This window comes from Dendronalium phyllosphericum CENA369 (assembly GCF_016056275.1).
GTDB lineage: Bacteria > Cyanobacteriota > Cyanobacteriia > Cyanobacteriales > Nostocaceae > Dendronalium > Dendronalium phyllosphericum.
This window is the reverse complement of the sequence record NZ_JAECZA010000059.1, coordinates 1-26,756: the sequence shown is the minus strand read 5'-3', so window position 1 is coordinate 26,756 and position 26,756 is coordinate 1. Positions and strand designations below refer to the sequence as shown.

Sequence of the window (26,756 nt, the reverse complement as noted above, 5' to 3'; positions counted from 1 at the left end):
CAGCTCCCTCATCTCCCCCTGCTCCCTCATCTCCCCCTGCTCCCCTGCTCTCCTTCCAGGCGCATCTTGTTGGAACAGCAGTAGTTCTATACCGTAATACTGCTTTGTCCGTCCTAGTGGTTTCATCCCTAGTCTTTGAGTTACACGAATTGATGCCTGATTTTCTGGCTTGACCACGGCAAAAATTACTGGCAGGTTTAAGAGACTAAATCCGTAGTTGAGCATACCTCGTCCTGCTTCTGTTGCATACCCTTTACCCCAAGAAGCTCGCCGCAAATGCCAACCGACTTCATAATCCTCTGTAGGCAATCCATCTTTATCGGGAAGTGGTTTGAGAAGAATAGTTCCCACAATTGTTGTAGTTGCTGTTTCCACAATTGCCCAAGACCCAGTACCATTGTTGCGTCGGCGCGATCGCTCGATATTATCAATTAAGCGCTGACGCATTGCCTCAATATTTGTAGCACGAGAAGCATTACCGAGAAAGTGCGTAACTTCGGGGTCACTATAAATCTCAAACGCTTGTTCGGCATCGCGTTCGGGTATCCAACTGCGAATAGTCAAGCGCTCCGTTTCAAAAAGGAATGTCATTTTAACCTTTGGCTAAACAAAGTTGCCATTCTGCAAGATACTAAAATATTTATGGTTGAATAGTCAAAAGCTATGAAGACAATTACCAGCATTTGATTTAAACCATTTGCTGGAAAAAACTCAGGTATATTTACTTTTTTAGTATTGCTGGCAGACAAAGTTTTTATTGTGGCGATCGCGCTGATTACAATAATATCGATTAAAGAAATATTGTTCGAGTTGTGTCAACTTAAAACAACCGAGAACAGGATGAAAAAAGCAAATTGGCTAATAGTTCGTTTAGCTGTAATGGAGAGTATGGATGTGACTTGAGTTTAACAATAGAAGCTGGAGCGAAAGCAGCTTTAGAAGATTACGAAACTGCAAACGATGGTGAAGGCTGGGGATAGGATGTAGGGAACATTTGAAGAGGTATTCAGAAATTAGGAGTCATATCGTGTCCGGTTAAAGACTTATCATTAAGACCGCTCCAGAGGCAGAAGGGAAAGGTTTTCGGGTTTTGTGCATAGATGCTGAATTCTGATTCTTGACTTCTGAGTTCTTTCATTAGTCTTTAACCGGATACCATACTAGGAGTCGCAAGTCTATTAAGTTGGACTCATTGAACTCTGGTTTTATTTCGCAGAAACTGGCGCATCAGTTGGATTGACTGGCGTTTCTAGTTGGTTTGGAGTCTCAGAGGGAGTAGTAGCTGTTTGACTGGGTTGAGTTTGCTGCGGTGCTGTCTTCTGGGCAATTTGCTGGATTAATTGCTCAACTTTTGCAACTTGCTCCATGTTACTTTGCTCGCGGAACTCGTTGCGAGCACGTTTTAATACTCCGTTAGCTTTCTTATAGTCGCCTTGATTGTATAAAGTTACTCCTAAGTTGTAATAGGCTGAGGCATTCTTAGGATTTTGGCGGATAGCTTGCTGATAAACGGAAATAGCCTCTGAGGTTTGACCGTGAATTGCCATTAAGCTTGCCATGTTGTTGTAAGCTGTGGCATTTTTCGGGTCTAGCTGCAAGCCTTGTCGATAAGCTGCGATCGCACTATCTACTTGACCTTGTTCTTGCAGGGCGATCGCTAAGTTAAAGTAAGCATTAGCATTGTTTTTATCTAGATTAATTGCTTGCTGGTATGCGGCGATCGCTTCTTGTGACTGTCCGAGTTCGGACATTGCCAAACCTATGTTGTAACTTGCTGCTGCTTTTGTCGGATCTATCACTAGAGCTTGGCGATAAGCAGTAATTGCTGCTTCTTTTTGCCCTTGTCGGTACAACGCTAACCCCAAATTATAATAAGCTTCACTTAGATTGGGGTTAATTCTAACTGCTTCTCCATATTCCTGCACCGCTATATCCAAGCGATTTTGCATCAGGAAAATATTCCCTAAATAATTCCGTGCCATTCCTAGATTAGGATCTCGCTGTAATGCTTGGCGAAAAGCGTATTCTGCACCTTGTAAATCGTTGCGGTTATAGCGGGTGACTCCTTGCTGGTAAAGGATAGCTGTTTCCAAATCCTGAGAAATTGGAGTTTGTGCTAGCAGCTTGCTTCCTGGCAAATCAACGATAGTTGGTGCAGCCAACACCAAAAACGCAGAGGTAGCAAAGAGAAATCCCAGATGCGGCTTGTGCCTATCAACAACTTGGTGGAACACCATTGTAGGAAAGCAGCAAAACCACTGTCGAATTTGATGCTGTTTATACATAAATAGCGGCTCTGTACTTATTGTTAGATCCTTATAAGTCAGAGTACCCACTACTACATGAAAAATTAAAAATTCAAAATTAGAAATTATTCACTATGAAGGGATTGGGGATTGGGGATTGAGGATCGGGGACATTCCTTATTACCTCTAACAACTGACTTTTGTACAGACGCGTAGACGCTCGTAAGAGCGGCTTCTCGTAAAAGTATAATCGCGTCTGTACGACAACTGACTCCTAACTCAGCACTCAGAACTCAGCACTCAGCACTCATATAATTAGCATGGCATCGCCGAAAGAATAAAAGCGATATTGAGAAGCGATCGCTTGCTTGTATATATTTAACAAATGTTCTCTGCCGATTAGGGCACTGACCAGCATCAGCAAACTAGAACGCGGCAGATGAAAGTTAGTAATCAAACCATCCACCACCCGCCATTGATAACCGGGATAGATAAACAAGTTTGTTTTGCCGCAAAATGGTTGTAAATCACCCGATTGAGCTGCTCCTTCTAAAGCGCGTACTGCTGTTGTTCCCACAGCAATAATTCGACCGCCAGCGGCTTTTGTCGCGCGGATTTGCTCTACTGTGGCAGCAGGGACTTCAATCCATTCTTCGTGCATATGGTGGCTAGTTACGTCTTCTACTTCCACAGGGCGAAAAGTTCCTACACCAACATGCAGCGTAATAAAAGCTTGATTGATGCCGCGATCGCGTAATTTTTCGAGTAATTCTGGAGTAAAGTGTAAACCTGCCGTAGGCGCTGCGATCGCTCCTGGTTGTTGGGCGTAAACTGTTTGATACTGTTCGTCAGCAGCAGTGGATGCAGTGATATAGGGTGGTAGAGGTATTTCACCAAACGCATCCAATAGTTGTACCAAAGGCTTTCCCTCCGGCACATCAAATTGCAACAAACGCCCTCCAGTCGCTTCATCTGTCTCCAACACCGTAGCAGTCAGTTGAGGACTGTTGACTAGATGAGAATCTTCCCCAATCCCTAATCCCCAATCCCTAATCCCCAGCTTCCCTGCTTCAAAAACAATCTTCGCTCCCCGTTTAAAGCGCTTTCCTGGCTTGACTAAGGCTAACCAACAGTTATGCTGGCGTTCTTCTAATAGCAATACCTCTATTTCTGCACCAGTAGATTTACGGCCATACAGTCGCGCTGGAATGACTTTTGTATTATTCATCACCAACAGATCGCCAGGATGTAGTAGTTCGGGTAGATCGTGGAAAATGTGGTGTAACGGTGCTGTTTGATTATCTGTAGCGTGAGAATCGACTACCAATAACCGCGAGCTATCTCTCGGAAATGCCGGATTTTGGGCAATAAGTTCTGAAGGTAGTTCGTAGTCATACCCAGCTAATAAACAGTCTAAGTTCATATCTTTTGCCTCTGAAATAGAGGAACGATCCAAATTGGGATGTGCTATTTGTTGCTCCATAAAAATTCATACTACCTTCAACAACTAAGTTTAAGATTTCCTAGAGAAATACTCAATTTCATCTTTAGACTATTAAAATTGACACTATTAGGTAACACGCAAAAAATCAGATAAAAATTGGGTAAACCTCCCCATATAAAAACGGGGGCTTCTACCCTACCGGGAACAGGGATCTATTTACGAATATAGATATGTAGGATTGGCTTTGATCCCAAGCACCAACATGGAATACTTGTATTACCTGGCAAATGCCAGTCTAACCCTGAGGGTTGTTCAATACCTGCATGGCAGAACCCAGATGCATGTCTCGTTCGTCACCGTGATTCATCAGATTGATGGCTGGGTGGTTAGGATCAAACTTAAAGGTCACGTCTCACCCCAAGAAGACGGCGACTTTCGAGCTTTTCTAAATGAATTAGGAATTAGCTATGAGCCGCCAATGCGGGTGCAAATGGCACTTTGGAGTTTGGAAGCAGGACAGTGCCCTGTAGATGTTATGCGCCGCTATCAAGTAGCGATCGTTTCTCACGGTAGCCCAGAGAGAGAAGAAATTGAGGCTTTCCGCCAACAGTTTGTCCGCGGTCTGGGTTATTGTCCAGAAACTTTGGCATGATAACTTTTAGTTGAAACACTAGTACCAAATAACTAGTATCAGTTCAACACACTTAATTTGTATAAATACTCATAGTAGTCGTTGACTGTTGACCGTTGACACTTAACAGTCAACAATCTACTGGAGGCAAGATTGCAACTTAAAGATATTAGCTATCAATTACAAAGTCGAAAGCGGCTCGAATATATTCTTGTAGATAAAATTGGTATCCAGCGGCGGATGAGCTAGCTAAAGCTTCTTGAGGAACTTTAGACTTAGTATTCTTTAGCGATCGCTGACAGAAGACAATAGCAACATCAAAACGACAGGTGTAATCTGCTTTTTCAGGGTACTCAGCTAAAAATATCTCAGCCGTTCTTGAGATTTTTGCCTGTTTTTGTAGGGCGATCGCACTTCTTCCCCCTGCGTCCCAACTACCTGAACTGCGGGTTTTAACTTCGACAAACGCTAAGATACAGTGCTGAGTCACCGAAGTTTGCTCAACGGGGGGAACCCCCGCACGCAACTTCTCGCTGAGTGCTGAGTGCTGAGTGCTGAGTGAAGAATTATCTCGTTTATCTCCCTCTGCCTCTCTGCCCCTCTGCCCCTCTGCTTCCTCTGTGTTGCCAGGATGTTGAGCAATAATATCAATTTCTCCCCATCGGCAAGCAAAGCGCCGATGCAGAATTACCCAACCTGTAGACTCTAACCATTGTGCTACTAGGTCTTCTCCTATTTGACCAATATCGGGATAATGAGAGGGAGGAAGATTCGCCATTGGCTAAAAATAGCATGAATTCTAGATTAAGCAATCGGATTTGGGCAAGCTTACTCAGTTTATTGCTTTGGGTAGTAGTTGGCATCACAGCAATAGGTTATGTTCCAGTAGCTTTTGCCCTCGAATACAACAAAGAAATTTTAGTAGAAGCTGATTTTTCAGGACGCGATTTAACGGATTCCAGTTTTACGAAAGCTAATCTCCGCCAGAGTAACTTTAGTCATTCTAATTTGCGCGGTGTAAGTTTTTTTGCTGCAAATTTAGAGTCTGCAAATTTGGAGGGAGTTGACTTGACAAATGCTACGTTAGACTCAGCTCGTTTGATAAACGCGAATTTAACAAATGCGGTGTTGGAGGGTGCGTTTGCAGCTAATGCCAAGTTTGATGGTGCGATCGTTGATGGAGCAGATTTTACAGATGTACTGCTGCGCGATGACGAACAAAAAAAATTGTGCAAGCTTGCTAAAGGTACTAATCCAACTACAGGACGGGATACGCGTGACACATTATTCTGTCCGTAGCCTAGAGGTAAAAGGGACTGGGGACTGGGAATTAGGGATTGGGTGTTGGGAAATCGCTCATATTAGGGTGGGGGCTTTGACCTACCACCAAATTTTAAAAAACTTTTTCCAGTACCCAATACCAGAGCGGCGTTCCTTCTCCAAAACACATAGTTGAATTACATAATTCATAATTCTGTCAAGTATAGAGTAATATATTTTTGACAAAAGTACTTGGGAAATATAAGAAGAGAAGCGGTAAATATAGAATTATCCACAAGCTATGTCACAAAAGAATGAAACTACCCTTCTCGTCTTAGCTTTCCTAATTACGGTTGGGCTAGTTGGAGGCGGTATTTGGTGGTTTGTCAAATTCTCTGGCTTTACCACCAGTCCAAAATCCAGTAATAATTCTCCGGAATCTCCAGCATCTACTCCTCAAACCTTTGCTCAAGTACAGAATGTTCCCAGTGGTTTAATTAGTTACGGTGGTAGTACGACTTGGGCATCTGTCCGCAAAGAAATAGACCCCATAATTCAAAATGTCTGGCCGCAATTTCAGCTACGCTATGCTAACCCTGAAAAGGAAGCGCCTAGTTCGGCAACTGGCATCTCTATGTTACTGAAAAGTCAACTCGATTTTGCTCAATCTTCTCGACCCGTTGCCAATAACGAGTATGAGGCGGCGCAAAAACGAGGCATTCAACTTAGAGAAATTCCGGTGGCAATTGATGGACTGGTAGCTGTTGTCCATCCTAGTTTGAATATTCCCGGTCTGACTGTAGAGCGATATGAAAGTATCTTCGCAGGTAAAATTACTAACTGGCGAGAGGTAGGCGGGCCAGATTTAAAAATCCAACTATACGGGAAAAAAGATAGAGATAGTGGCGATCGCTTCAAAATAACGCAAACTACAACTGAGGCTTTACGTCAAGTTGCTGCCGACCCAGCAGGAATTTACTGGTCTTCAGCAACACTGTTGGTTCCGCAGTGCGGTGTAAAACCATTACCCATAGGTCGTGACTCTAATAAACTTATTCCCCCTTATAAACTTCCCTTAGTGCCACCTAATGAATGTCCAACAAAGCGCAATCAAGTAAATACCGAGGCTTTCCGCAGTGGGGAATATCCTTTAAGCCGGCGATTAGTGGTGGTTGTGAAAGAAAATAGCAAATTTGAAAAACAAGCAGGTGAAGCTTATGCTAATCTGCTACTCACAAATCAGGGACAAGAATTGCTTGATAAGGCAGGATTTGTCAGGATACGTTAGAATTTTTTATCAAGATTTGCAAGCAAAAAAACAGGTGAGCGGTTAAAGAGTTTAGAATCGCTGAAAAATTACAAAAAATATGCCCCATCATAAACCAGGGAAAGTAGTAGTGTTGTTCGGAAATTTTCCACTAACTATTCGCTTGCCTGCCGCCCCAAAAGATGAGCAGTTAGATTTTTTGCGCGATCGCATAATTTTTCACACTAATAACCTTGTTGAATACGGACTATGGGACGAACCGATTAGCGATACTGAACTTGAAGAAATAATGTCAGATGTTGAAATCGAGCCGATTTTTTTTCCAGGTTTTGATAGTGTCTTGTCGTGGTTGGGAGATCCACTCAGTATATTAAAAAAAAATTAGCACATCTGTTTCACCAATCCCCAATCACTTTTACCTTACCACTTTGCCACTTGTTGCTTGAGTTCTAGAATATCTAAATAATCTTTAGCAAAAGCTTTTCGTAAAAGTGGATGAGGAATAAATTCATCATACTTTTGAATTTCTGGAGCTTCTGAAGCGCTTACTAAATCTTCTGGCGAAATTCTTTGTTCGCATAATAAAACTATTTCTTGACGAAGATATTTAAATTTATCTTTAGCTAATTTGATTGTGAAATAATAAGGGCTAACTCCACTAATGCTGTTAATTTCTAAAGATTCTCGGCAAAAAGAATTGAGTAATCTTTCTAAAGTGCGATAAGCTACTGTACCCATCCAGGGAAAAATACAGCATTTGCCTTTTTCTAATTGCAAAATATTTTGTTTATCTAATCCAGAATTTTGGACAATTTGACGACTTTTTTCTAAACATAGTTGAGCCTTATCTTGCAAGTAACTATATTCTATATCTTCTAGTAAAACCTGCCGCATTCTTTGCAAAACTCTTGTATGGATAGTACCACTTCCACCACGCCAATAAATAGTAGCTTTACCATCTACCTGTTTCACTGAAACTGATTTTTTTCTAAAGTCAACATCTAAAACTTCCCATGTTCTTCCTGCTAAAGCGAACTGATTGCCAACAGGAGGTGGTGTGACAATACTGCCAATTTCTGTTGCTGCTTGCTTCACCACATATTCAGGATTGTCCGGAAATACGGCATAAAATTGAAATTTTCCTACTATCTTTTCTCCAGCTAAACCAATAATTAATTTCCCTTGTTCAGTTCGATGAATATGGTCAATATCAATTAAATAACGCAATATTAACTTTAAATCTTCTTGTGAGATAGCTGCAAATGGTGGTAAGCTTAAAACTTGTTTTGCTAAAGTAGCAGGTGAAAGTTCTCCGGTCGCTGCTAAAATGCTCATTGTCTGATGATATAACAGACTCAAAGGATATTGAATGGGTTTGATCGGTTCAATCCAACGTTCTTCTAAATAAAGTTGGATAATGGCAATACACTGCAAAAGTTGCCAAGGAATTTGCTCTGGTAAAGATGCTTCAGATAAAGGCTCATTTTCAGCACAGATAAAGCGCATATCAGCAGCAGCGCCTCTTCTACCTGTACGTCCTAAACGTTGTAGAAAGCTAGCTACCGAAAGAGGTGATTCTAACTGAATTACCCGCTCTAAATGACCGATATCTATACCTAATTCTAGAGTTAGTGTGGCAGCAGTAACAGCTGGATTATTAGGTTCGCGCATAGCGTTTTCAGCAGCTTGCCGCAGGCTAGCAGATATACTACCATGATGTACGTGATATATGTCTGGTAGGGCTTGTTCTCTAGCAATTTGTCGGAAAGATGAAATGATAGATTCAGTTTGCGTGCGATTATTTGCAAAGATCAGACATTTACGAGATTTGCTGAGATTGAAAATATATTTTTCGTATGCTGTTACTTCTGATTCATCGATTTCATTTTTCAGATAAAAATGTTCTACAGCTAGTTTAACTTGGCGTTTTCCTGCATCAATTTTTGGAGTAATGACTGGTTTTTCAGTTCCAGAACGCAACCAATCTTCAGCCAGAGAATAGTCGCCAAGAGTTGCTGACAAACCAATGCGGCGGGGTTGTGTTTGTGTCAACTTTGTCAAACGCTGCAATTGACAGATAATTTGACAGCCACGTTCAGAACCGATAAAAGCATGAATTTCATCAATGATGATAAACCGCAAATCACCAAATAAGCGCATTAGCTCGCTATTTCTATTAATTAGCAAACTTTCTAGTGATTCTGGTGTAATTTGGAGAATACCTTGAGGATTTTTTAAAAGCTGATTTTTACGACTTTGAGCAACATCACCATGCCAGTGATAAACAGGGATATCGGCTGATTTTAATAAGTCGTTGAGGCGCTCAAATTGATCGTTTATCAATGCTTTAATCGGTCCAATATATAATGCACCTATAGTATTTGCTGGGTTTTCATATAACTGAGTTAAAACTGGTAAAAATGCAGCTTCTGTTTTTCCCGCAGCAGTAGCAGCAGCGATTAATAAGTGAGCATCAGTGTCAAATATCACTTTACAAGCTGCTATTTGCACTGCTCGTAATTCAGTCCAGTTATGAGCATAGATATATTCTTGGATGAAGGGTGCAAGTCTGTTGAAAGCATCGCTCATGTTTTGTCATAAGTAATAGGTAATACAAATAGTTATGATAATTGATATAGCTTGCAACTACTGATAATATTGTGTCCGGTTAAAGATTATTATCAAAACCGTACAGAGGAGGGGGTTTGCGCCTTTCTGGATAGATTTGCTTAATTATAACTAACGGTTAAGAGGATGTTTGTAAAGTCCTTAATGATGTTTCCAATACTTTTAAATCCCCCATTATCCACGCCACATGCTACCCTGCGGGAAGCCGCAGAAGCGTCTACAAGTCGGGCATTGCCCACCCAACGCAGTGGCTCCCCTTTTTAAGGGAGACTAGGGTGGATCGATAAGTGTTTAAAATCACAGCAAGCCACTTTTACAACACCTTCTGATAGTTATTGTTTTCATCGGCTACATTAGTAGTTAAAATTTTAGATGCTTGACAGCACTTTTGTCTTTATAAAAAAGAATATAACAACCTAATTTTTTAATCTCTAACTTTTGGATTAATGTTCTCTAACTGAAGGACGAGGGTTAAGTTTAAGAACTCATCACAATAAGTAGTTATACATTTTAGTGAGGACAATGTATGAAACCCTTAGTATCTTTTGTGATGGCGTTATTCTTAGGAACAACTAGTGTTGGAGTTGTTGCTTTAGACTCCCAAGCTGCACCAAGAAACCAAATTGTATCTCAGCGAGTTTTAAATCGAACTCCCCGTCAAAATCGTGTCAGACCTGATTCTTCGCGTTATATGCGTCGCGGATATATACAACAAAATAGAACGCGGCGTGGTCAACAGCGTTTGTCACCTCGTAGAAATACTCGTCCGATATCTCGTTAGTTTTTCTTGATTTCTGTTTTAATAAGACACGCTCACTTGCCATCAAAATAGAGTCTGTTTCCGAGCAGATAAGCTGTCAGCCATTTAATTTGTACATCTTTTATTGTTGACTGTTGAGTGTTAACTAACTTATGAGCAATTGTGCAATTTAAAGGTGTAATAGCTTAGTCCAATAACAACCTTATTTAATACGCCCTAACGTTGTTTTTAACGAGCTGTTAGGGTATTTTTTATATGTTATCTATTGTATTGTTATTGTTGACGCTTAACTGTTGAAGAACAGTTTGCAAGGGCGGAGGGAACCTCCGCACGCAACTAGCTCCTGTTAACTGGGAACAATCAACAACTTTAAGCGGAATAATTTATTTTTTGGAGTTCCCTAAATAATCTCACCTACTCTGTGTCCGACGACTTGCGGCGCATCAATCTTTAAGCGCATCTGTTCGTAACGCACGGTGGAAATTGCTTGACCTAAACTTATCCCCACAAAAGGACTTTCGGCGGGTACTTCTAAGTGAGAACCAATCAAACCCAACAAAGATTCGCATTCAAAAGCAAACATCAGTAAATCAGTACCCTTTGCACTGAAACTAGAGGCGCTAAACCGTTGTCGCCATGCAAAATTTTGTTGATTGTAATTTAGGCTACACAGAAGTTGGTTTCCTTGACGGACAGTAACACGCTTTCCTTCTTGCCAAGTAAATTCTGCTAATTCCTTGGGTAGTCCCCAAATTTCTCGACCACCAGCTACTGAATCAAGATCGTCTACATAAATATGGGAAACCCAACCACCGATTTTACCTTGATAACTTACCAAAGCAGGGGCAACAATTAACTCACTATACTCCAGTACTGAACCCGAACTGTAATAGGATAAATAGACGCTAGCGAGAGTTTTACCAGGCCATACAGAGATAATATCGAATTCAGCAGGGATAAGATGGCGCGATCGCTCAATATTCACTATATGTAGAGTTTGAATAGCGTAACCTTGCAGCGTCCAAGGCGTTGGTGGATAGGACATAAAAAATTTTAGAGTCAAGAGTTAATAAGCTGTTACGCTTTTAAATTGCAAATTAACCAAAGTTGACTGTTGACTCTCAGCGCTCAACAACCACTATGAGTATTTCTGAAAATTAAACGCGCTTTAGCTTAACACTACTCATAACTCCTAACTTAGTAAAAAAAATCCCCACCCAGGCAAATGCTTGGATGGGAAATATTGAGTAGAGAAGTTGTCGTTTTCTCTACATCATTGGAGGAATTATTTGCTTTCGGTGAAATCTGCATCAATGACATCATCACCGCTACCAGAGGAGGTAGAAGAACCGCTATCTTGAGGACCGGGGCCAGCACCTGCACCTGCACCTGCGTCGCCACCAGCTTGTTGATAGATGTTGCTACCAACAGCAAATAGTGCCTGTTGCAGTTCTGGAGTCAGTTTCTTAATTTGCTCGTCGTCTTCTTTAGCAACTGCTTCGCGCAGTTCTTTGACTAAACCTTCAACTTTGGTTTTGTCAGCCTCTGGAACCTTATCGCCTAGTTCTTGCAACTGCTTCTCGGCTTGGTATGCTAAGGAGTCGGCTTGGTTCTTACGTTCAATCTTTTCACGCCGCTCTTTGTCACTAGAAGCGTTTTGTTCGGCTTCTCTAACCATGCGGTCAACATCAGTTTTATCTAGGGTAGAAGCACCAGTAATGCTGATGGACTGTTCTTTACCAGTACCTTTATCCTTGGCAGTGACATTGAGGATACCGTTAGCGTCAATGTCGAACACAACTTCGATTTGGGGTACACCGCGTGGTGCTGGTGGAATGCCATCGAGGCGGAAGGTTCCCAAGCTCTTGTTATCGTTGGCAAATTCCCGTTCGCCTTGGAGGACATGAATTTCTACGTTGGTTTGTCCATCCACAGCGGTAGAGAAGACTTCCGACTTCTTGGTGGGAATTGTGGTGTTGCGGGGGATAATCTTGGTCATCACACCGCCCAAGGTTTCTACACCCAAAGATAGTGGTGTTACGTCTAATAGCAAGATACCGGAAACTTCATTGTTCAGTACACCTGCTTGAATGGCTGCACCAACTGCCACAACTTCATCGGGGTTGACGCTTTGGTTAGGATCTCTACCCAATAATTGCTTCACCAACTGTTGTACGGCGGGAATGCGGGTAGAACCACCAACTAGTACCACCTCATCAATATCACTTTTGCTCAACTTAGCATCTCTGAGCGCATTTTCAACCGGAATACGAGAACGGTCGATTAAGTCAGAGCAGAGTTCTTCAAACTTGGCACGAGTCAAGGTTGTATCCAGGTGCTTTGGCCCGTCTTGGGTGGCGGTGATAAATGGCAGGTTGATTTCCGCTTGAGTGACGCTAGAAAGCTCGATTTTCGCTTTTTCTGCGGCTTCAGTTAGACGTTGCAAAGCTTGTTTATCTTTGCGTAAATCAATACCTTCGTCTTTCTTGAACTGTTCGGCTAAATAGTCAACGATCTTCTTATCGAAGTCGTCACCACCAAGGTGGGTATCACCAGAAGTAGCTAACACTTCAAATACGCCATCACCAACTTCAAGGATGGATACGTCGAAAGTACCACCACCTAAGTCAAACACGAGGATAGTTTCGTTACTCTTTCTGTCAAAGCCATATGCCAAAGAAGCAGCGGTAGGCTCGTTGATAATTCGCAGAACTTCAATCCCAGCAATTTTACCAGCGTCTTTGGTGGCTTGGCGCTGCGAGTCGTTGAAGTATGCGGGAACGGTGATTACAGCTTGGCTTACGGTTTCGCCAAGATATTTACTAGCATCTTCTACTAGTTTGCGGAGAACTTGAGCAGAAATTTCTTCTGGAGCAAATTGCTTGCCTGCGCCTGGAGAATCCAGCTTGACATTACCGCCGCTGCTTAACACTTTGTAAGAAACTTCGGTGGTTTCCTTGGTGACTTCATCGAAGCGTCGTCCGATAAAGCGTTTGACCGAGTAAAACGTATTTTCTGGGTTCATCACCGCTTGGCGCTTGGCGATTTGACCAACTAAGCGATCGCCGTTTTTCGCAAATGCAACTACTGATGGTGTTGTCCGAAAACCTTCTGCGTTAGCAATAACCGTGGGTTTACCACCTTCCATCACTGCCACGCAGGAGTTAGTCGTACCTAAGTCAATTCCAACTACTTTTGCCATTTTAGGTGCTGGCTCCGTATAACTACAAATGAATGAATGGGAATATAAAGAACTAAATCTTGAACCAACCGATTGAAGAAAACAGCCATTTCAGCATCAATAACCTTTGGTTCGGCTTTGCTGGGGTTGAAACTCCAGGTTATGCTGATATATATACTGAGCTTATATAGCCCGTCCATGAAGGGCGGTTTCCCGAACCCTTGATGGGACGGTTCATTTTAAAGATTGTTTTGAGTTGGTTCATCGATTGATTTACTTTCACTTTGTCTAATTTATGAGAATTAATACCATCAGTAATTAGGGTGAACCGTATCGTCAAAGTGGTGTTTGCCGTCTTTAGAAGTAATAAATCATAGAGTTACTGAGGACAGATAGGCAAGACAAGCTGCGATCGCCTGAATAATTCTGTGAAACCTCAGTTAATTCGCGGATATTTATCAACAGACAATTTATGTATTATTTATGTAGTGTAATTGTATTAATAAATGTCAGCTTCATTGCATTCAATTCAGTAGCTATGATTGCTGCAAACGCATTTTCTCATTTTTAATTATTTATGCTTCGTGCCTCTGGATGTTTATTTGGTCTTGCTTTTGGTGATGCTTTGGGTGCTGTAACCGAATTTTTAACAGTTGACGAAATTCGTCGTCGCTTTCCGCCGAACGGGCCGCAAGAACCTCTAGGCAATCCAGCCCTTGTAACTGACGACACTCAGATGACATTATCAGTGGGGCAGGCATTAGTGGCAGCCTTATCGTCAAATTTGACTGTAGCTAGTTTAGAACCAGCCTTAAGACATGCTTTTGTTGAGTGGTTGCGTAGTCCACAGAATAATCGTGCGCCCGGTATGACTTGCTTGCGGGCTTGCGAAAACTTGGAGGCAGGTATACCCTGGCAGCAAGCAACCAGACCAAACTCTAAAGGTTGTGGTGCAAATATGCGTGTCGCACCTGTGGGCTTATTGGCATTAGATGAAACAACTCGTGCAGCAGTTGCCCAGTTTCAAGCTGCACTAACTCACGGTCATCCCACAGCCCTTGCTGCCTCAGATTTAACCGCAGCTGCTATTGCTGACCTTGTTAAAGGAGGCGACGCACTAGGATTGCCTTCTCGACTTTACACTTATGCTGCGAGTCAGCGCTTAGTCTACCACGGCGATTGGTTGGGTTCCTTGTGGAAACGTCCCTACACGAACACACCAGAGGAATTTATTAGCCGCGGATGGGATGAGTGTCTAGCCGTGCTTGACCGTCTCAACGCCGCATTAGTCAATCCCAACCGCGATGCCGATCCTTGCTTGGCAACAGGTGAGGGTTGGATAGCAGAAGAAGCCTTGGCAACAGGTCTTTTATGCTTTTTGCTGTTTCCAAATGAACCCCAAGCGGCACTGCGTCGGGCTGCACTGACAGCAGGTGATTCAGACTCCATAGCTTGTTTAACTGGTGCTTTTGCTGGGGCTTATTTGGGAATGGCTGCATGGCCCGAAGATTGGGTAATTCGCATTGAATACCGCGACCATCTGGCAGTATTAGGTAAACTTTGGGATTAAATAAATATGTTGGTTTTTTTCATCATCTCAGACACGGTAAAATTGCAAGAGCGCAAATATCAGCCATGCATCAAGTGTGAAAACAGACAGCATTTTTTATCGTCTTTTTCAAGAATTTCCTAGCATCTTTTTTGAATTAATTGGCAACCCATCTCAACCTGTGGAGGCTTACAAATTTTCTTCTATTGAAATCAAGCAAACTGCGTTCCGTATAGATGGTGTTTTTCTGCCCGTACAAGGGGAACAAAACCCCATTTATTTTGTTGAAGTCCAGTTTCAACCCGACACAGAAATTTATTCGCGCTTGTTTTCTGAGATATTTTTATATCTACGTCAAAATCAATCTAAAAATTCTTGGCGGGGAGTGATTATTTATCCTACTCGTAGTCTAGATACAGCGGATAGCAGTAATTACAGAGAATTATTAACTAGCGATCGCGTTAGTCGTATTTATCTTGATGAATTAGGTGAAACAGCATTGCTACCAGTTGGGATTGCTACAATTAAATTAGTAATTGAAGATGAGGATACAGCAATTAAAACTGCCAGTGAGTTAATAGACAGAACCCAACAAGAAATTAATAATGAACTACAACGGCGGCAGTTACTAGAATTAATAGAGACAATCTTAGTTTATAAGTTTCCAACGATGAATCGAAAGGAGATTGAAAATATGTTTGGTTTGAGTGATTTAAAACAAACACGAGTTTATCAAGAAGCGAAGCAAGAAGGCAAGGAAGAAGGTAGAGAAGAAGGACGCTTGGAAGGTAGAGAAGAAGGACGCTTGGAAGGTAGAGAAGAAGGACGCTTGGAAGCAAAATTAGAAGCTGTAGCTCAATTGTTAGTGTTAGGTTTGACAGTTGAAAAAATATCGCAGGCGCTGGGTTTGGAAGTTGAATTAGTTAGGCAGATTGCACAAAAGATAAATAATCAAGACAATGAGTTAAAAGGAAATTGAAGGTATGTTTAGTTTAAGCGATTTGAAGCAGACACGATTTTATCGAGAAGCTTTTGAAGAAGGTAGAAAAGAAGCTTTTGAAGAAGGTAAACGAGAAGGATACTTGGAAGTGAAATTAGAAGCTGTACCCCGATTGCTGGCGTTAGATTTGGGTTTGACAGTTGAACAAATCGCGCAAGCGTTGGATTTAGAAATTGAACAAGTTAGGCAAGCCGCTCAAAGATCGGCGGGCAAGGCATAATGTTTCTAAGTCAGAATATCTAAACAAGAATTATTTTTAGGAAAGCCCCCTAAATATTCCTATTATCTTCGGTTCCAACAACTTTGAATTTTGCATTGTTTGTATGCTAACGCTGTCACCCACCCTCCAAGCTAAACTTTCCCAGCCCCTAAAAATCGGCTATTTTGAAGTCAAAAGCCGAGTTCTGCAATCACCTTTATCTGGGGTGACTGATATGGTGTTTCGCCGTCTTGTGCGTCGCTATGCACCAGATTCGATGATGTATACCGAAATGGTAAATGCTACGGGGTTGCACTATGTCAAGCAGCTACCCAAAATTATGGAGGTAGACCCCAACGAAAGACCAATCAGCATTCAATTGTTTGACTGTCGTCCAGATTTTTTGGCAGAAGCAGCAATCAAAGCAGTGGCAGAAGGTGCTGATACTGTTGATATCAATATGGGGTGTCCGGTAAATAAAATTACCAAAAATGGTGGCGGTTCTTCGTTGTTGCGACAACCAGAAATAGCTGAAGCAATTGTGCGGGAAGTGGTGAAAGCTGTTGATGTACCAGTGACAGTTAAAACCCGCATTGGCTGGAACGACAAGGAAATCACCATTCTCGATTTTGCCAAGCGGATGGAGGATGCTGGAGCAAAAATGATTACAGTACATGGACGCACCCGCGCCCAAGGGTACAATGGCAATGCTCGGTGGGAATGGATTGCTCGTGTGAAGGAAGTGCTTTCTATCCCGGTGATTGGCAATGGCGATATATTCTCGGTCGAAGCGGCGGTGAAATGTTTAGAGCAAACTAATGCTGACGGTGTAATGTGTTCGCGCGGAACTTTGGGTTATCCATTTTTGGTGGGAGAAATTGACCATTTCTTGAAAACGGGGGAAATTTTACCACCACCAACCCCGATTCAGCGATTGGAATGTGCTAGAGACCATTTACAAGCTTTGTGGGAATATAAAGGCGATCGCGGCGTGCGTCAAGCCCGCAAACACATGACTTGGTATGCTAAAGGTTTCGTTGGTGCGGCCGATTTGCGCGGACAATTAAGTGTAATTGAAACAGTCCAACAAGGTTTGGATTTGATTGACAAAGCTATTGAACAGTTAACTCTTGGTTATGAGCCAGTAGAAGAAGCAACTAATTTTCAAGTTGCGTAATAGTAGAGACGCGATTCATCGTATCTGTACAATTATCAGTATTACTGATAAATTTCTGGGTTGACACAATAAGGCAAGCTATGGCCTCTAAGTCCAGCCATCAAGTTGGCGATCGCCATCTTGGCCATTTTTAATCGCGTCTGGCGACTGGCACTACCAATGTGGGGCGTAATAATCAAATTATCCAGAGTCAGTAACGGGCTATCGTGAGGAATTGGTTCTGATTCGGTCACATCCACCGCCGCCGCTGCAATTTTACCACTTGCCAGCGCTCGATACAGAGAATCTGAATCTACAACAGTTCCCCGTGCCGTATTAATTAAGATAGCTTCAGATTTCATCAAATCGAACTGGCGATCGCTAAAAAGATGATAGGTATCATCAGTACCAGGGGTATGAAGCGTCACGAAGTCCGACTCTTGTAGTAATTTTTCTAATGGTGCAAACTCCACCCCCAAAGATTTTTCTAATTCCGGTTCCCATTGATATGTGCTTGTATACAAAATTCGCATATCAAAACCTCTAGCACGTCGGGCAACCGCCTGACCAATGCGACCAAAACCGACAATTCCCAAGGTTGCACCCGTAATGTTAGGCCCTAGTAGCAAATCTGGCTCCCAACTTTGCCACAAACCTGCACGCGTAAACCGATCCGCCTCCACTACTCGCCGTGCTGCTGCCATTAGTAATGCCCAAGTGAAGTCCGCAGTAGCATCTGTTAACACACCAGGAGTATGACCAACCGGAATCCGTCTTTTAGTAGCTGCGGCGACATCTATATTGTCATAACCCACTGCCATTTGGCTGATAACTTTGAGATTTCCTGCTACTATCAGTTGTTCATCGATGCGATCGCTTAACAAGCAAAGCAATCCATCTATAGCCTTGACTTTTTCCAATAAAACATCATAAGGCGGCGGTTTACGCTCTGTCCAAACTTCAACGCTAGCAACTTGTTGCAGTTGCTCTAATCCGGCAGGAAGGCGACGAGTGATGAAAACTTTAGCTTGCGCCATGTTTGAGTTTTTTGATTTATTTTAGGGACTTCCAGAAATTAAATTATCCAATCTTCAGAGCGAAGATGATAATCAAATTCTTTCTCCCCCAGCTTCAAAGGGTTCGATAAATTAAGCGCAGTTTTGCAAGCACAACTTGATAGCGATGGACACAATCTCACTCAGTGGTAAGCTCTTGTTGGACGGGAATTGGAGTTTTATTGCCCTGTGATTTGCCATTGCTCATCTCTAGCGCTTCTTGAACAATTTTAGAGCGCTCTTGAGCAGATTGCGCCTCTTGTTCTAATTTTTGTGCTGCTAAAGTTAGATTGCGATCGCGCATTCGAGAAGCCATACGATGCGATAAGGTAGCTTTCTCTTGCAGTGCTCTTAAAGCAATCCACAGCGCATCTTCTAATGCATCGGACTGTTTCGCCAGTAAGGTTTCTGCTGAGTAAGCATGACCTATGCGACACCGAAACCGTAACAATTTTTCCTCTTGAATTTCCCAAAGAGTGCCGCCGCAATCAGGACAGCTAAAGGTTGATGGTTCAGCGTTTTGAGCGGTGTCTTCTACCGCTTCCATGTTCAATTGCGCTTTCTCAAGTTCAAACTCCATATCACTAGCTACAGGTTTTTCTTGTTCTGCTTCTACAGGTGTATTAGCTAAAACTACCAAGGTGGATGGAATTTCCGACAGTGGCAAGATATGGTCAATATCTTCTACATTCTCAATCGCGCTAAGGGGCATCGACGAGTACACAGCATCATCCGGGTCTTGAACAACTGCCACACCACCCCGCATTTTTATCGCCATCAGTCCCGCCGTACCATCGTCAAGCAAACCTGTTAACACTACACCCACCACTCTTTGTCCATAGGCTCTCGCTGCTGTACGGAATAATGGGTCAATGGCTGGGCGATAACCGTTCTCTGTTGCTGCTTTGGTCAAATGCAAATGTCCTGGTTTCAGTAACAGGTGATAGTCCGGCGGAGCAACATAAATCTGTCCCCCCATAATAGCTTTGCCATCTTGAGCTTCAAATACTGGCAATTTTGCTGCACGAGCAAGGATATCTGGCATAATACTTGGGCTTTGACTGGGAAGATGAAGGACTAGAACTACAGCCGCATTCAGATTGAGCGGCAAATGTTTAACTAGATAAGTCAGCGCTTCTACTCCGCCTGCCGATGCTCCGATGACGATGATATCGCGTATAGATTCTTGCTCTTGGCTATCACCCATTAATATCCTTATGAATAATTACATAAAAACGTCAGTTGCCATCTAAACTTTGTCTTAATGCTTCAATCAACTCTACATATTAGGCTAAGGAATTTCTCAGAAAATAGGTTTGACCCTAAGATAGACCTATTGGTATAACTCTTTTGCAAAAGGAGTAGAAATAAAGCTTCATTGGCTAAAGGGCAAGGGGACAAGGGAAAAGGCAAGATCCAAAGTTTTCCCCTCCTTCCCTTCTTCAGATTTCCTATTTTCTTTGAAAAACTAACTAAATTAGCCTATATATAGGTAGCGAAAGCTGGCTTAATTTGTGCAGGTTCAAATTTCCAATTAGAAGAGCGATCTGCTATTTCACAACCAACATTTTTAATATTAGCCAGCATCAATTCATCGCGTTGATGCCAAACTGCAAATATTTTTTCTCTGCCATCATAAAATGTTTCTGGGTCTATTTGATAAATTTGATTTACCTTTTTTAGTTTTAAACCCAATAGAGTTAACAGTCGGCTAAGTATTTTGAGCGGTGAAACTCTTTCTTTACCATTCACTAAATCAATACCTAAAATTCTTTTGATTTGTTGCTCGTGTTGAAAAACCACATCTTTCAGCAATTTCAAATCAGCATCATTTTCGGTAAATTCTCTTTCTGTTTCTAGAAACTGTAGCATTCCTAAAGCTCTCATCGCTTCAACTTTGAAAGTATATGTTTTTAAATCCGGCAGAAAAACTTTTCCATCACCCCAAGATAATTGCTGATGCCATTCCTGCCTATCTCTAAGGTGAAAATACTCACTTTCATGGGTTAAATAATAATGAATTAACAACTGAAAATAATAGCCTTTATCATCCTGTTGCTTCAGTAGAGAAGTGACCGCAACACCATACTTTTGTCTAAGAATGTACTTATGAATTTGGTTGCGTTCTTCATCAGTAATAGCATGTTTAAGCAATAACTGCTCGTATTCTACATAATCAATATCTTTAGCATTGGCTACAGCATTTGCTGTTACTAACTGATTTTGTAGCTTAATTTCTTGAATTTGACGTTTAATTTCTTTAGCTTTTTGTCGCTTATCTACCCAATCTTTTTGGACTTTGACAATTTCCAAAATCAATCTTTTACGAGTTGCTACATCGCTAGGTTCAGTTGCTAAAAATGCCAGGCGTAAATCTCTAATAATATTATTATGAACGGCATTACTGCGTATCCAAACTTGATGACCATCAGCAGTTAAACCATCTTGCATCGACTGACGGTAAAGACGAATCGAAGAATTCACTCTTGCCGATAACTTTGCCCAAGTACGCAAATGAATCGGGTCGTATACTAAAGGCAAATCTACATCTATTTTATGTAGTGGATTAAGTAAAGCTAAGTTTTCTTGTTGATTTTCCTGATACCAATCAGACAGTAAACGATAATTTGTACTGCCACTGCCAATTAAACCAATTCCTCGTTTGGCGCACCAGACAATACGCGGCACATCATCCCGGACTCTTGCTAATGCTTGTCTTGCTTCTGAGTCAGGAATCACTCCTTGAAATATCCCATAAACACGGTCAAAATGTTGGACATCAATACTAATACCTGTACCCAAACTCGGAGTGACAAAAACTGTATTGTATTCAGTAATTTTTTGATTGATAGCTGCTACAAAATCAGCCGCTGCATGACCTGGCGTATTTGTTGTGTGACTGCTGACTACTAAGGTTTTAGGAAATTGCTGTCGTAACTTTTCTAAACGCGTCTTGAGGTAACTTTCAATTGTTTCACAACTATAACGTCCAGAACGACTATCAGTAGTAACATAACATTTTCGTCCAGCAAGCAAATCTACTTCCAATTGATGAATTAGTGGTGTTGGGTTAGGAGAATCATAAAAAGTCACATCCCAACCTCGTTGTGGTTTCCATTGATTCACAACTACCCAAGGTGTTACTTTAATTCCTGCTAATCCCTGCAAATATTCTAAAGACACATCTGATAAATCTGCATCTTGAGCAATTACTAACCCTCCAGTTCGCAAAACTGTAGAAATTAGTTCTTGAAATAATTTTAAAATTTTGACGCGTTTGTGCTTACAAGTATTACTGTTGAGGAGATGCCACAAAGATTGCTCTACTTCATCCAAAATTACGATCGCACCTTGCCAATCTTCAGGGTTAAGTTTCCAAAGAGAATCAATACATAACCCGAAAGATTTGTTGATTTTTAATGGATAATTACTAATTGCTAATCTCGATTCTTCTATATTTTCTTGTCCCTGTCCCATTCCCCATTGAATCCCAACTTTTTCACACAAAAATCTTCCTAATTGGATTCTATGAGTAATTAATAATACGGGACGTTTGATAGTTTTTGCTTGACGAACAAGGGCTTGCAATCCTGTAGTTTTACCGGTTCCTTTTGCCGATTTTACTCCTACTAATCCAGAAGTAGGGAAAGGTATTTCTTCTAAATAGGGACGGTTGAGGGTAAGTGCAACTGGAATAGTTAACTCACTATGGGGTTTGATTTGAGCAAGGTAAATTTCTAAATCAACGCTTTGACGATAAATTTTTTCAAAAGTATTTGCACCTTGAGCAACTATCAGTTCATCAACACCTTTTTCTATTCCAGGAAGTTCTATAACTTTAACAGGACATTTTTTAGCTTGGAATAAACAACCAAGTTGAGAAATAGCATTATTTATAGCAGCAACTTTTTTAGGTTGAGTTTCAAAATCAAAGCAAATATAAAAGGTACGCTTGGTAATTGTAAATGCCGCTAAGTCAGGAATAAGTTGGCGGCTGGTGACTTTGCCAAATTTATCTTTGACAACCCGATAACCGCTAGTAATTCCAGGAATTGCGATCGCAGCATATCCTTGTGATAATAGCGTCGCTGCTTTCTTTACCCCTTCGCAGATGATAACGGGTGTATTATGTTGCATCACCCATTGCCAAAACCCCACAGCTTCACCATCAGAGTCAATAGCGATCTCGTTGGGCATTGCTAAATTGTAACGCTGAGATACTTGCTGCCAGATTTGCAGTGTCACCCGCAGACAAAATACTCGTGTTGGCGTGCTGGGAGGATGTTCGTACTTAATGGACTTGCCTTTATCATTCATTCGGGGCTGATTTGGCTTAAAACATCCCCATTCCATCAATTGCCAATCATTCAGAGGATCTAGTCCCGAACACCACCAACCACCTGCGGCAATGTGCGTGTAGCGTTGTAACCACGCATTTTTCACCATTCCAGTGTTGGTGCGAGGAAGGTGTTCAGAAATTAACAAGTACTCATAAGCGGTTGTATCTTGGAGAGACTTAAAATTGAGCTGCACCAAGTTTAAATTGATACCACTACTCTTGACTAATTCCTCAAGGTGTTGGGGCTGTAAATAGTGCAGATGCATGGGCTGAACCGCGAACGGAGGACGATGGATTTAAAATTTACCATGCATTTACTATTTTGTTATGGAAGATATTATGAGAGTTTGCTGATACTTTTTTTACTTCGTCCTCAGCTATACATCGGTGAAGGGTAAAGGAAGTTGTTTTGTATAAGTGCGTTGATTAACTAATAACCTTGTACTGTGATATTTAATTACTGTAAATTTTTATTTATCAGTAAAATTCCTGCTTTGCTTCATTAACACATCTGCTGAGATTTTGCAATTAGGCTTTGTTATGATGCCTAAAGAAGCAATGGCTTACTTTTATACATAACTATTGGGGGAAATGTAGCGATAGTAACAGAAGTTAGATGGTTGGTTATAAATAAAAGTAGGAAGTTAGGGGCTGTGGGAGTGGAAGGTGCTGATTAGATAGGTCTAGGCTTGGTTGTATCGTTCTTCTAGGTGTTGTTGATGCAACTGTGGAAAGTTTTCTAAGTCCTCTATTGTCTGCGGTGCTGGAAATACTTTGTTATTGGGAGATTGAAATCTATCAATGTAAATGTGTAAAGCTTCTTCATCTTCTCTGTGTTCAAGGATATATTGACGAAATTGGGCACGAGTTAATGACATAAAATCAGGTTTGCTCATAAATATCTTCATTCACCGTTTGGGTAAATTACAATTTCTGTTTCTTCACCAGCCAAAATCACAACATCTTTTGTACGGTTGTCTACAGTTACTAAATATATGGGTAGATACATTTTAGTATTTCTGTAACAGAGAATGAAACAAGTTCTTATTTGTTCTTGCGTAGGCATATTTTAATTATTTTTCATTCTCTGCGTTATTCATTAATTATTGCAATTTCCGAATATTATCATGTGTTACGGTTAGCAATGTTGGTTCGCTAACACTGTTTTCTATACAAGGAGAGTAACAAGGGTGCGCCATATAATTTACTCCTCGTAAAATGTCAGCTAATAAGACTGGTATAATGTCGTGCGATCCCCTCACGACACTACAACACTCGCACATGAAAAGCTCCAAAAAACGTTGGTTGCGTAAAGGATTTAAAATTACCGTAGTTATGCTGCTAGTGTTGGGACTGTCACTTGTTGGATTTACTACTTACACTATCAGGCGTTCCTTTCCTATAGAAGCTGGGACAATTCAACTACCTGGAATTAAGGCTGAAGTTACAGTCCAGCGGGATAAATGGGGAATTCCTCATATTTGGGCTACTAACTCCCACGATTTATTCATGGCGCAGGGATATATTCACGCTCAAGACCGTTTCTGGCAAATGGATTTTTGGCGACATATCGGTTCTGGGCGACTTGCAGAAATGTTTGGTTCTTCCCAAATAGATACTGATAAATATCTGCGAACAATGGGTTGGGCAAGAGTGGCGCAGCAAGAAATCCGGCAAATGGATGCAGAGATGAAGGCACATTTGCAAGCCTACGCTGATGGTGTCAATGCTTATTTAGCAGAACGTCAAGGAAGTGCCCTCAGTCTAGAATATGCTATTTTGCAATTACTTAATCCAAAATATAGACCAGAACCTTGGCAACCGCTACACTCCCTGACATGGGGCAAGGTGATGGCTTACGACTTAGGCAGAAATTTAGATCGCGAAATTGAACGTAGCATCTTGCTCAAAACTCTCACGCCTACTCAAGTAGAGGAACTTTTCCCTGCTTATCCTCAAAACTTACCAGTGATTTTGCCTAAGTTTCAAAAAGGCAACACAGATGGAGACGAAGACCTCGAACAGCTACCATTAATTGCATCTGGCAAAGAAGTAGGTGAAGCAATTACTCCCGCTCTAAAGTCGATTAACCAGTCAATGATGGCTTTGGAACAACTCATAGGTTCTACGGGGTCAAATGTTGGCTCGAATAACTGGGTGATATCTGGTCAACGCACAGAAACGGGCAAGCCTATCTTGGCTAATGACCCTCACCTAGCGGTGCAATTACCTTCTATCTGGTACGAAGTTGGTTTGCATTGTACGTCTAAGAGTGCAGAATGTCCCTACAACGTTACTGGCTTTTCCTTTGCGGGAATGCTGGGAGTAATTATCGGTCATAGCGATCGCACTGCCTGGGGTGTCACTAATATACAATCCGATGTGATGGATTTATATATTGAGAAAATTAACCCCAAAAATCCCAACCAGTACGAAGTCAATGGCAAATGGGTAAATATGCAACTTGTACCAGAGACAATTCAAGTTGCAGGCACTCAGCCAATTGTGCAAACAGTACGTTACACCCGACACGGCCCAATTCTTTCGGATGTTTCGCCAAGTTTGCAGCAGTTGAAGCAAAATCAAAAAGTAGAAGTTCCCCAAAACTATGCCGTTGCCTTACGCTGGACGGCCTTAGAACCTTCAAAACTAGCTGATTCTATTCTCCAGATGAATCGCGCTCAAAACTGGCAAGAGTTCCGCGCTGCTGCCAGCAACTTTGATATTGCTGCCCAGAATTTAGTCTATGCTGACGTAGAAGGTAACATTGGCTATCAAATGCCTGGGAAATTGCCGATTCGGGCAAAGGGAAATGGACGCTATCCGGTTCCTGGTTGGACGGATGCATACGAATGGCAAGGCTATGTTAACTTTGAGCAGTTGCCCACAAGTTTCAATCCACCCCAAGGCTATATTGTAACCGCCAACAATTTAGTAGCTAAAGATTATCCTTACTTAATTACTACAGATTGGGTTTATGGCTACCGCGCACAGCGGATTGTGGAGATGATTGCCCAACAAGCCGAACCGATTGCTATTGAAGATGTGCAACAGATACAAGGTGACGATCGCAATTTGAATGCACAGACGCTTGTACCACTGCTAAAAGCTATTTATTTAAATAATTCTCGGTTGGCAGCAACTCGAAAACTCTTGCTAAATTGGAACTTGCAACTAGAAATGACATCTCCTGCGGCTGCTTTATTTGAAGTATTTTGGAAACACTTGCTTGCAGATACCTTTCACGACCAATTGCCTAAAGAATACTTTCCTGATGGCGGCGATCGCTGGTACGCTGTAGTCCAAAACCTCGTCAAACAGCCAAATAGTTTCTGGTGGGACAATCGTCAAACACCAACAGTTGAAAACCGCGACCAAATCTTACAGCAAGCTTTCAGCAAAGCTGTGGAGGAACTAGAACGAATTCAAGGCAAAGACGCGAAAAATTGGAACTGGGGAAAGCTGCATACAATCACTTTTCGCAATGCCACCTTGGGTAAATCGGGAGTTGCACCAATTGAAGCTTTATTTAATCGCGGTGCTTTTGCCACGGCTGGCAATGGCGAAACCGTGAATGCTAACCGCTGGAAAGCAAATAAATCTTCTTTTGAAGTCACAGATATTCCTGCTATGCGGATGATAGTAAATTTGGAAAATCTAGATAACTCACTAGCTATGCACGCACCCGGACAGTCAGGACATGCTTTCCATCAACATTACACAGATATGGTTGAACCTTGGCGCAAAATTGAATATCATCCAATGTGGCAACAAAAGACAGCGATAGCTAATAATGCTGCAACGTTAAGATTAATTCCCAAATTGGAAAATTGATATTTTATTGCGATCGCCACAGGACGAACACCTATCGATAATTTTAAATTTTATTAATTTAGTATAATTTCATACCCATTAGCAGGAGTATGAAGTATAACGTATCTGGGCTGAGGAAATTTAGCAGCAAAAATAAACACCTTGCTAGTTTTGACCAAGCCCCGTTGGGGCGGGCTGAGTGGGTGTGGGGTGTAGGGTGTGGGGTGT

24 protein-coding genes are annotated in these 26,756 nt (G+C 41.7%); 11 read left to right on the top strand and 13 right to left on the bottom strand.

Annotated elements, in window-relative coordinates; translation table 11 throughout:
• Positions 1–591: GNAT family N-acetyltransferase (locus I8752_RS14375; protein ID WP_214433000.1), on the bottom strand; the 591-nt coding region annotated here is incomplete at its 3' end.
• Positions 592–854: 263 nt separating this feature from the next.
• Here I8752_RS14375 and I8752_RS38025 point away from each other — a divergent pair.
• Positions 855–980 carry a hypothetical protein gene (locus I8752_RS38025; protein WP_263985307.1) on the top strand — a complete coding sequence of 42 codons (126 nt, stop codon included), beginning with the start codon at positions 855–857 and terminating at the stop codon, positions 978–980.
• 26 nt (positions 981–1,006) lie between these two features.
• Here I8752_RS38025 and I8752_RS38020 read toward each other — a convergent pair whose 3' ends face one another.
• From I8752_RS38020 to queA, 3 genes are all read right to left on the bottom strand, one after another.
• Entirely contained in the window at positions 1,007–1,138 is a 132-nt protein-coding gene (locus tag I8752_RS38020; protein ID WP_263985306.1) for a hypothetical protein, read from the bottom strand.
• A gap of 67 nt (positions 1,139–1,205) precedes the next feature.
• Positions 1,206–2,285: a tetratricopeptide repeat protein gene (locus I8752_RS14370; RefSeq protein WP_214432999.1), complete on the bottom strand. Its 1,080-nt coding sequence runs from the start codon at positions 2,283–2,285 to the stop codon at positions 1,206–1,208.
• A 268-nt stretch (positions 2,286–2,553) separates the two neighbouring features.
• On the bottom strand, positions 2,554–3,729 hold the full coding sequence (gene queA, locus I8752_RS14365) for a tRNA preQ1(34) S-adenosylmethionine ribosyltransferase-isomerase QueA (RefSeq protein WP_214432998.1): 1,176 nt from the start codon (positions 3,727–3,729) through the stop codon (positions 2,554–2,556).
• A gap of 223 nt (positions 3,730–3,952) precedes the next feature.
• Here queA and I8752_RS14360 point away from each other — a divergent pair, with 223 nt between their 5' ends.
• Positions 3,953–4,342: a hypothetical protein gene (locus I8752_RS14360; protein WP_214432997.1), complete on the top strand. Its 390-nt coding sequence runs from the start codon at positions 3,953–3,955 to the stop codon at positions 4,340–4,342.
• 148 nt (positions 4,343–4,490) lie between these two features.
• On the opposite strand, the gene I8752_RS14355 is transcribed toward I8752_RS14360, so the two are convergent.
• Complete coding sequence (locus I8752_RS14355; protein ID WP_214432996.1) at positions 4,491–5,099, bottom strand: YraN family protein; 609 nt, start codon at positions 5,097–5,099, stop codon at positions 4,491–4,493.
• 14 nt (positions 5,100–5,113) lie between these two features.
• Between I8752_RS14355 and I8752_RS14350 the strand changes: the two genes are divergently transcribed.
• The 3 genes from I8752_RS14350 to I8752_RS14340 all read left to right on the top strand — a co-directional run bounded on the left by I8752_RS14350 (position 5,114) and on the right by I8752_RS14340 (position 7,233).
• On the top strand, positions 5,114–5,620 hold the full coding sequence (locus I8752_RS14350; protein WP_214432995.1) for a pentapeptide repeat-containing protein: 507 nt from the start codon (positions 5,114–5,116) through the stop codon (positions 5,618–5,620).
• Between the two features lie 262 nt (positions 5,621–5,882).
• The gene (locus I8752_RS14345; RefSeq protein ID WP_214432994.1) at positions 5,883–6,869 is read left to right on the top strand and encodes a substrate-binding domain-containing protein; all 987 of its coding nucleotides are present in this window, start codon (positions 5,883–5,885) and stop codon (positions 6,867–6,869) included.
• A 79-nt stretch (positions 6,870–6,948) separates the two neighbouring features.
• Entirely contained in the window at positions 6,949–7,233 is a 285-nt protein-coding gene (locus I8752_RS14340) for a hypothetical protein (protein ID WP_214432993.1), read from the top strand.
• Between the two features lie 35 nt (positions 7,234–7,268).
• Here the strand turns inward: I8752_RS14340 and I8752_RS14335 are convergent, their stop codons facing one another.
• Positions 7,269–9,437 carry a DEAD/DEAH box helicase gene (locus tag I8752_RS14335; protein WP_214432992.1) on the bottom strand — a complete coding sequence of 723 codons (2,169 nt, stop codon included), beginning with the start codon at positions 9,435–9,437 and terminating at the stop codon, positions 7,269–7,271.
• A 565-nt stretch (positions 9,438–10,002) separates the two neighbouring features.
• Here I8752_RS14335 and I8752_RS14330 point away from each other — a divergent pair.
• Positions 10,003–10,257, top strand: a complete 255-nt coding sequence (locus tag I8752_RS14330; protein ID WP_214432991.1) for a hypothetical protein — start codon at positions 10,003–10,005, stop codon at positions 10,255–10,257.
• A gap of 379 nt (positions 10,258–10,636) precedes the next feature.
• Here the strand turns inward: I8752_RS14330 and I8752_RS14325 are convergent, their stop codons facing one another.
• Positions 10,637–11,281 (bottom strand): acetoacetate decarboxylase family protein, encoded by a 645-nt coding sequence (locus I8752_RS14325; RefSeq protein ID WP_214432990.1) that lies wholly within the window; start codon positions 11,279–11,281, stop codon positions 10,637–10,639.
• A gap of 240 nt (positions 11,282–11,521) precedes the next feature.
• The gene (gene dnaK, locus I8752_RS14320) at positions 11,522–13,438 is read right to left on the bottom strand and encodes a molecular chaperone DnaK (protein ID WP_214432989.1); all 1,917 of its coding nucleotides are present in this window, start codon (positions 13,436–13,438) and stop codon (positions 11,522–11,524) included.
• Positions 13,439–13,994: 556 nt separating this feature from the next.
• Here dnaK and I8752_RS14315 point away from each other — a divergent pair.
• The 4 genes from I8752_RS14315 to dusB all read left to right on the top strand — a co-directional run bounded on the left by I8752_RS14315 (position 13,995) and on the right by dusB (position 17,342).
• Entirely contained in the window at positions 13,995–14,987 is a 993-nt protein-coding gene (locus I8752_RS14315; protein WP_214432988.1) for an ADP-ribosylglycohydrolase family protein, read from the top strand.
• 76 nt (positions 14,988–15,063) lie between these two features.
• Entirely contained in the window at positions 15,064–15,945 is an 882-nt protein-coding gene (locus I8752_RS14310; protein WP_318780848.1) for an Rpn family recombination-promoting nuclease/putative transposase, read from the top strand.
• Between the two features lie 4 nt (positions 15,946–15,949).
• On the top strand, positions 15,950–16,186 hold the full coding sequence (locus tag I8752_RS14305) for an RpnC/YadD family protein (protein WP_225895657.1): 237 nt from the start codon (positions 15,950–15,952) through the stop codon (positions 16,184–16,186).
• A 103-nt stretch (positions 16,187–16,289) separates the two neighbouring features.
• Positions 16,290–17,342, top strand: coding sequence for a tRNA dihydrouridine synthase DusB (gene dusB / locus I8752_RS14300; protein ID WP_214432987.1), 1,053 nt, complete (start codon positions 16,290–16,292; stop codon positions 17,340–17,342).
• Between the two features lie 41 nt (positions 17,343–17,383).
• Here dusB and I8752_RS14295 read toward each other — a convergent pair whose 3' ends face one another.
• From I8752_RS14295 to I8752_RS38590, 5 genes are all read right to left on the bottom strand, one after another.
• Entirely contained in the window at positions 17,384–18,358 is a 975-nt protein-coding gene (locus tag I8752_RS14295; protein ID WP_214432986.1) for a 2-hydroxyacid dehydrogenase, read from the bottom strand.
• A gap of 157 nt (positions 18,359–18,515) precedes the next feature.
• The gene (locus I8752_RS14290; RefSeq protein ID WP_214432985.1) at positions 18,516–19,583 is read right to left on the bottom strand and encodes a chemotaxis protein CheB; all 1,068 of its coding nucleotides are present in this window, start codon (positions 19,581–19,583) and stop codon (positions 18,516–18,518) included.
• A gap of 275 nt (positions 19,584–19,858) precedes the next feature.
• Complete coding sequence (locus I8752_RS14285; protein WP_214432984.1) at positions 19,859–22,981, bottom strand: plasmid replication protein, CyRepA1 family; 3,123 nt, start codon at positions 22,979–22,981, stop codon at positions 19,859–19,861.
• 417 nt (positions 22,982–23,398) lie between these two features.
• Positions 23,399–23,611 (bottom strand): DUF6887 family protein, encoded by a 213-nt coding sequence (locus tag I8752_RS14280; protein WP_214432983.1) that lies wholly within the window; start codon positions 23,609–23,611, stop codon positions 23,399–23,401.
• A gap of 8 nt (positions 23,612–23,619) precedes the next feature.
• Positions 23,620–23,781: a DUF6888 family protein gene (locus I8752_RS38590; RefSeq protein ID WP_404827095.1), complete on the bottom strand. Its 162-nt coding sequence runs from the start codon at positions 23,779–23,781 to the stop codon at positions 23,620–23,622.
• A gap of 215 nt (positions 23,782–23,996) precedes the next feature.
• Here I8752_RS38590 and I8752_RS14275 point away from each other — a divergent pair, with 215 nt between their 5' ends.
• On the top strand, positions 23,997–26,549 hold the full coding sequence (locus tag I8752_RS14275; protein ID WP_214432982.1) for a penicillin acylase family protein: 2,553 nt from the start codon (positions 23,997–23,999) through the stop codon (positions 26,547–26,549).
• The last annotated feature ends 207 nt before the right edge of the window (positions 26,550–26,756 follow it).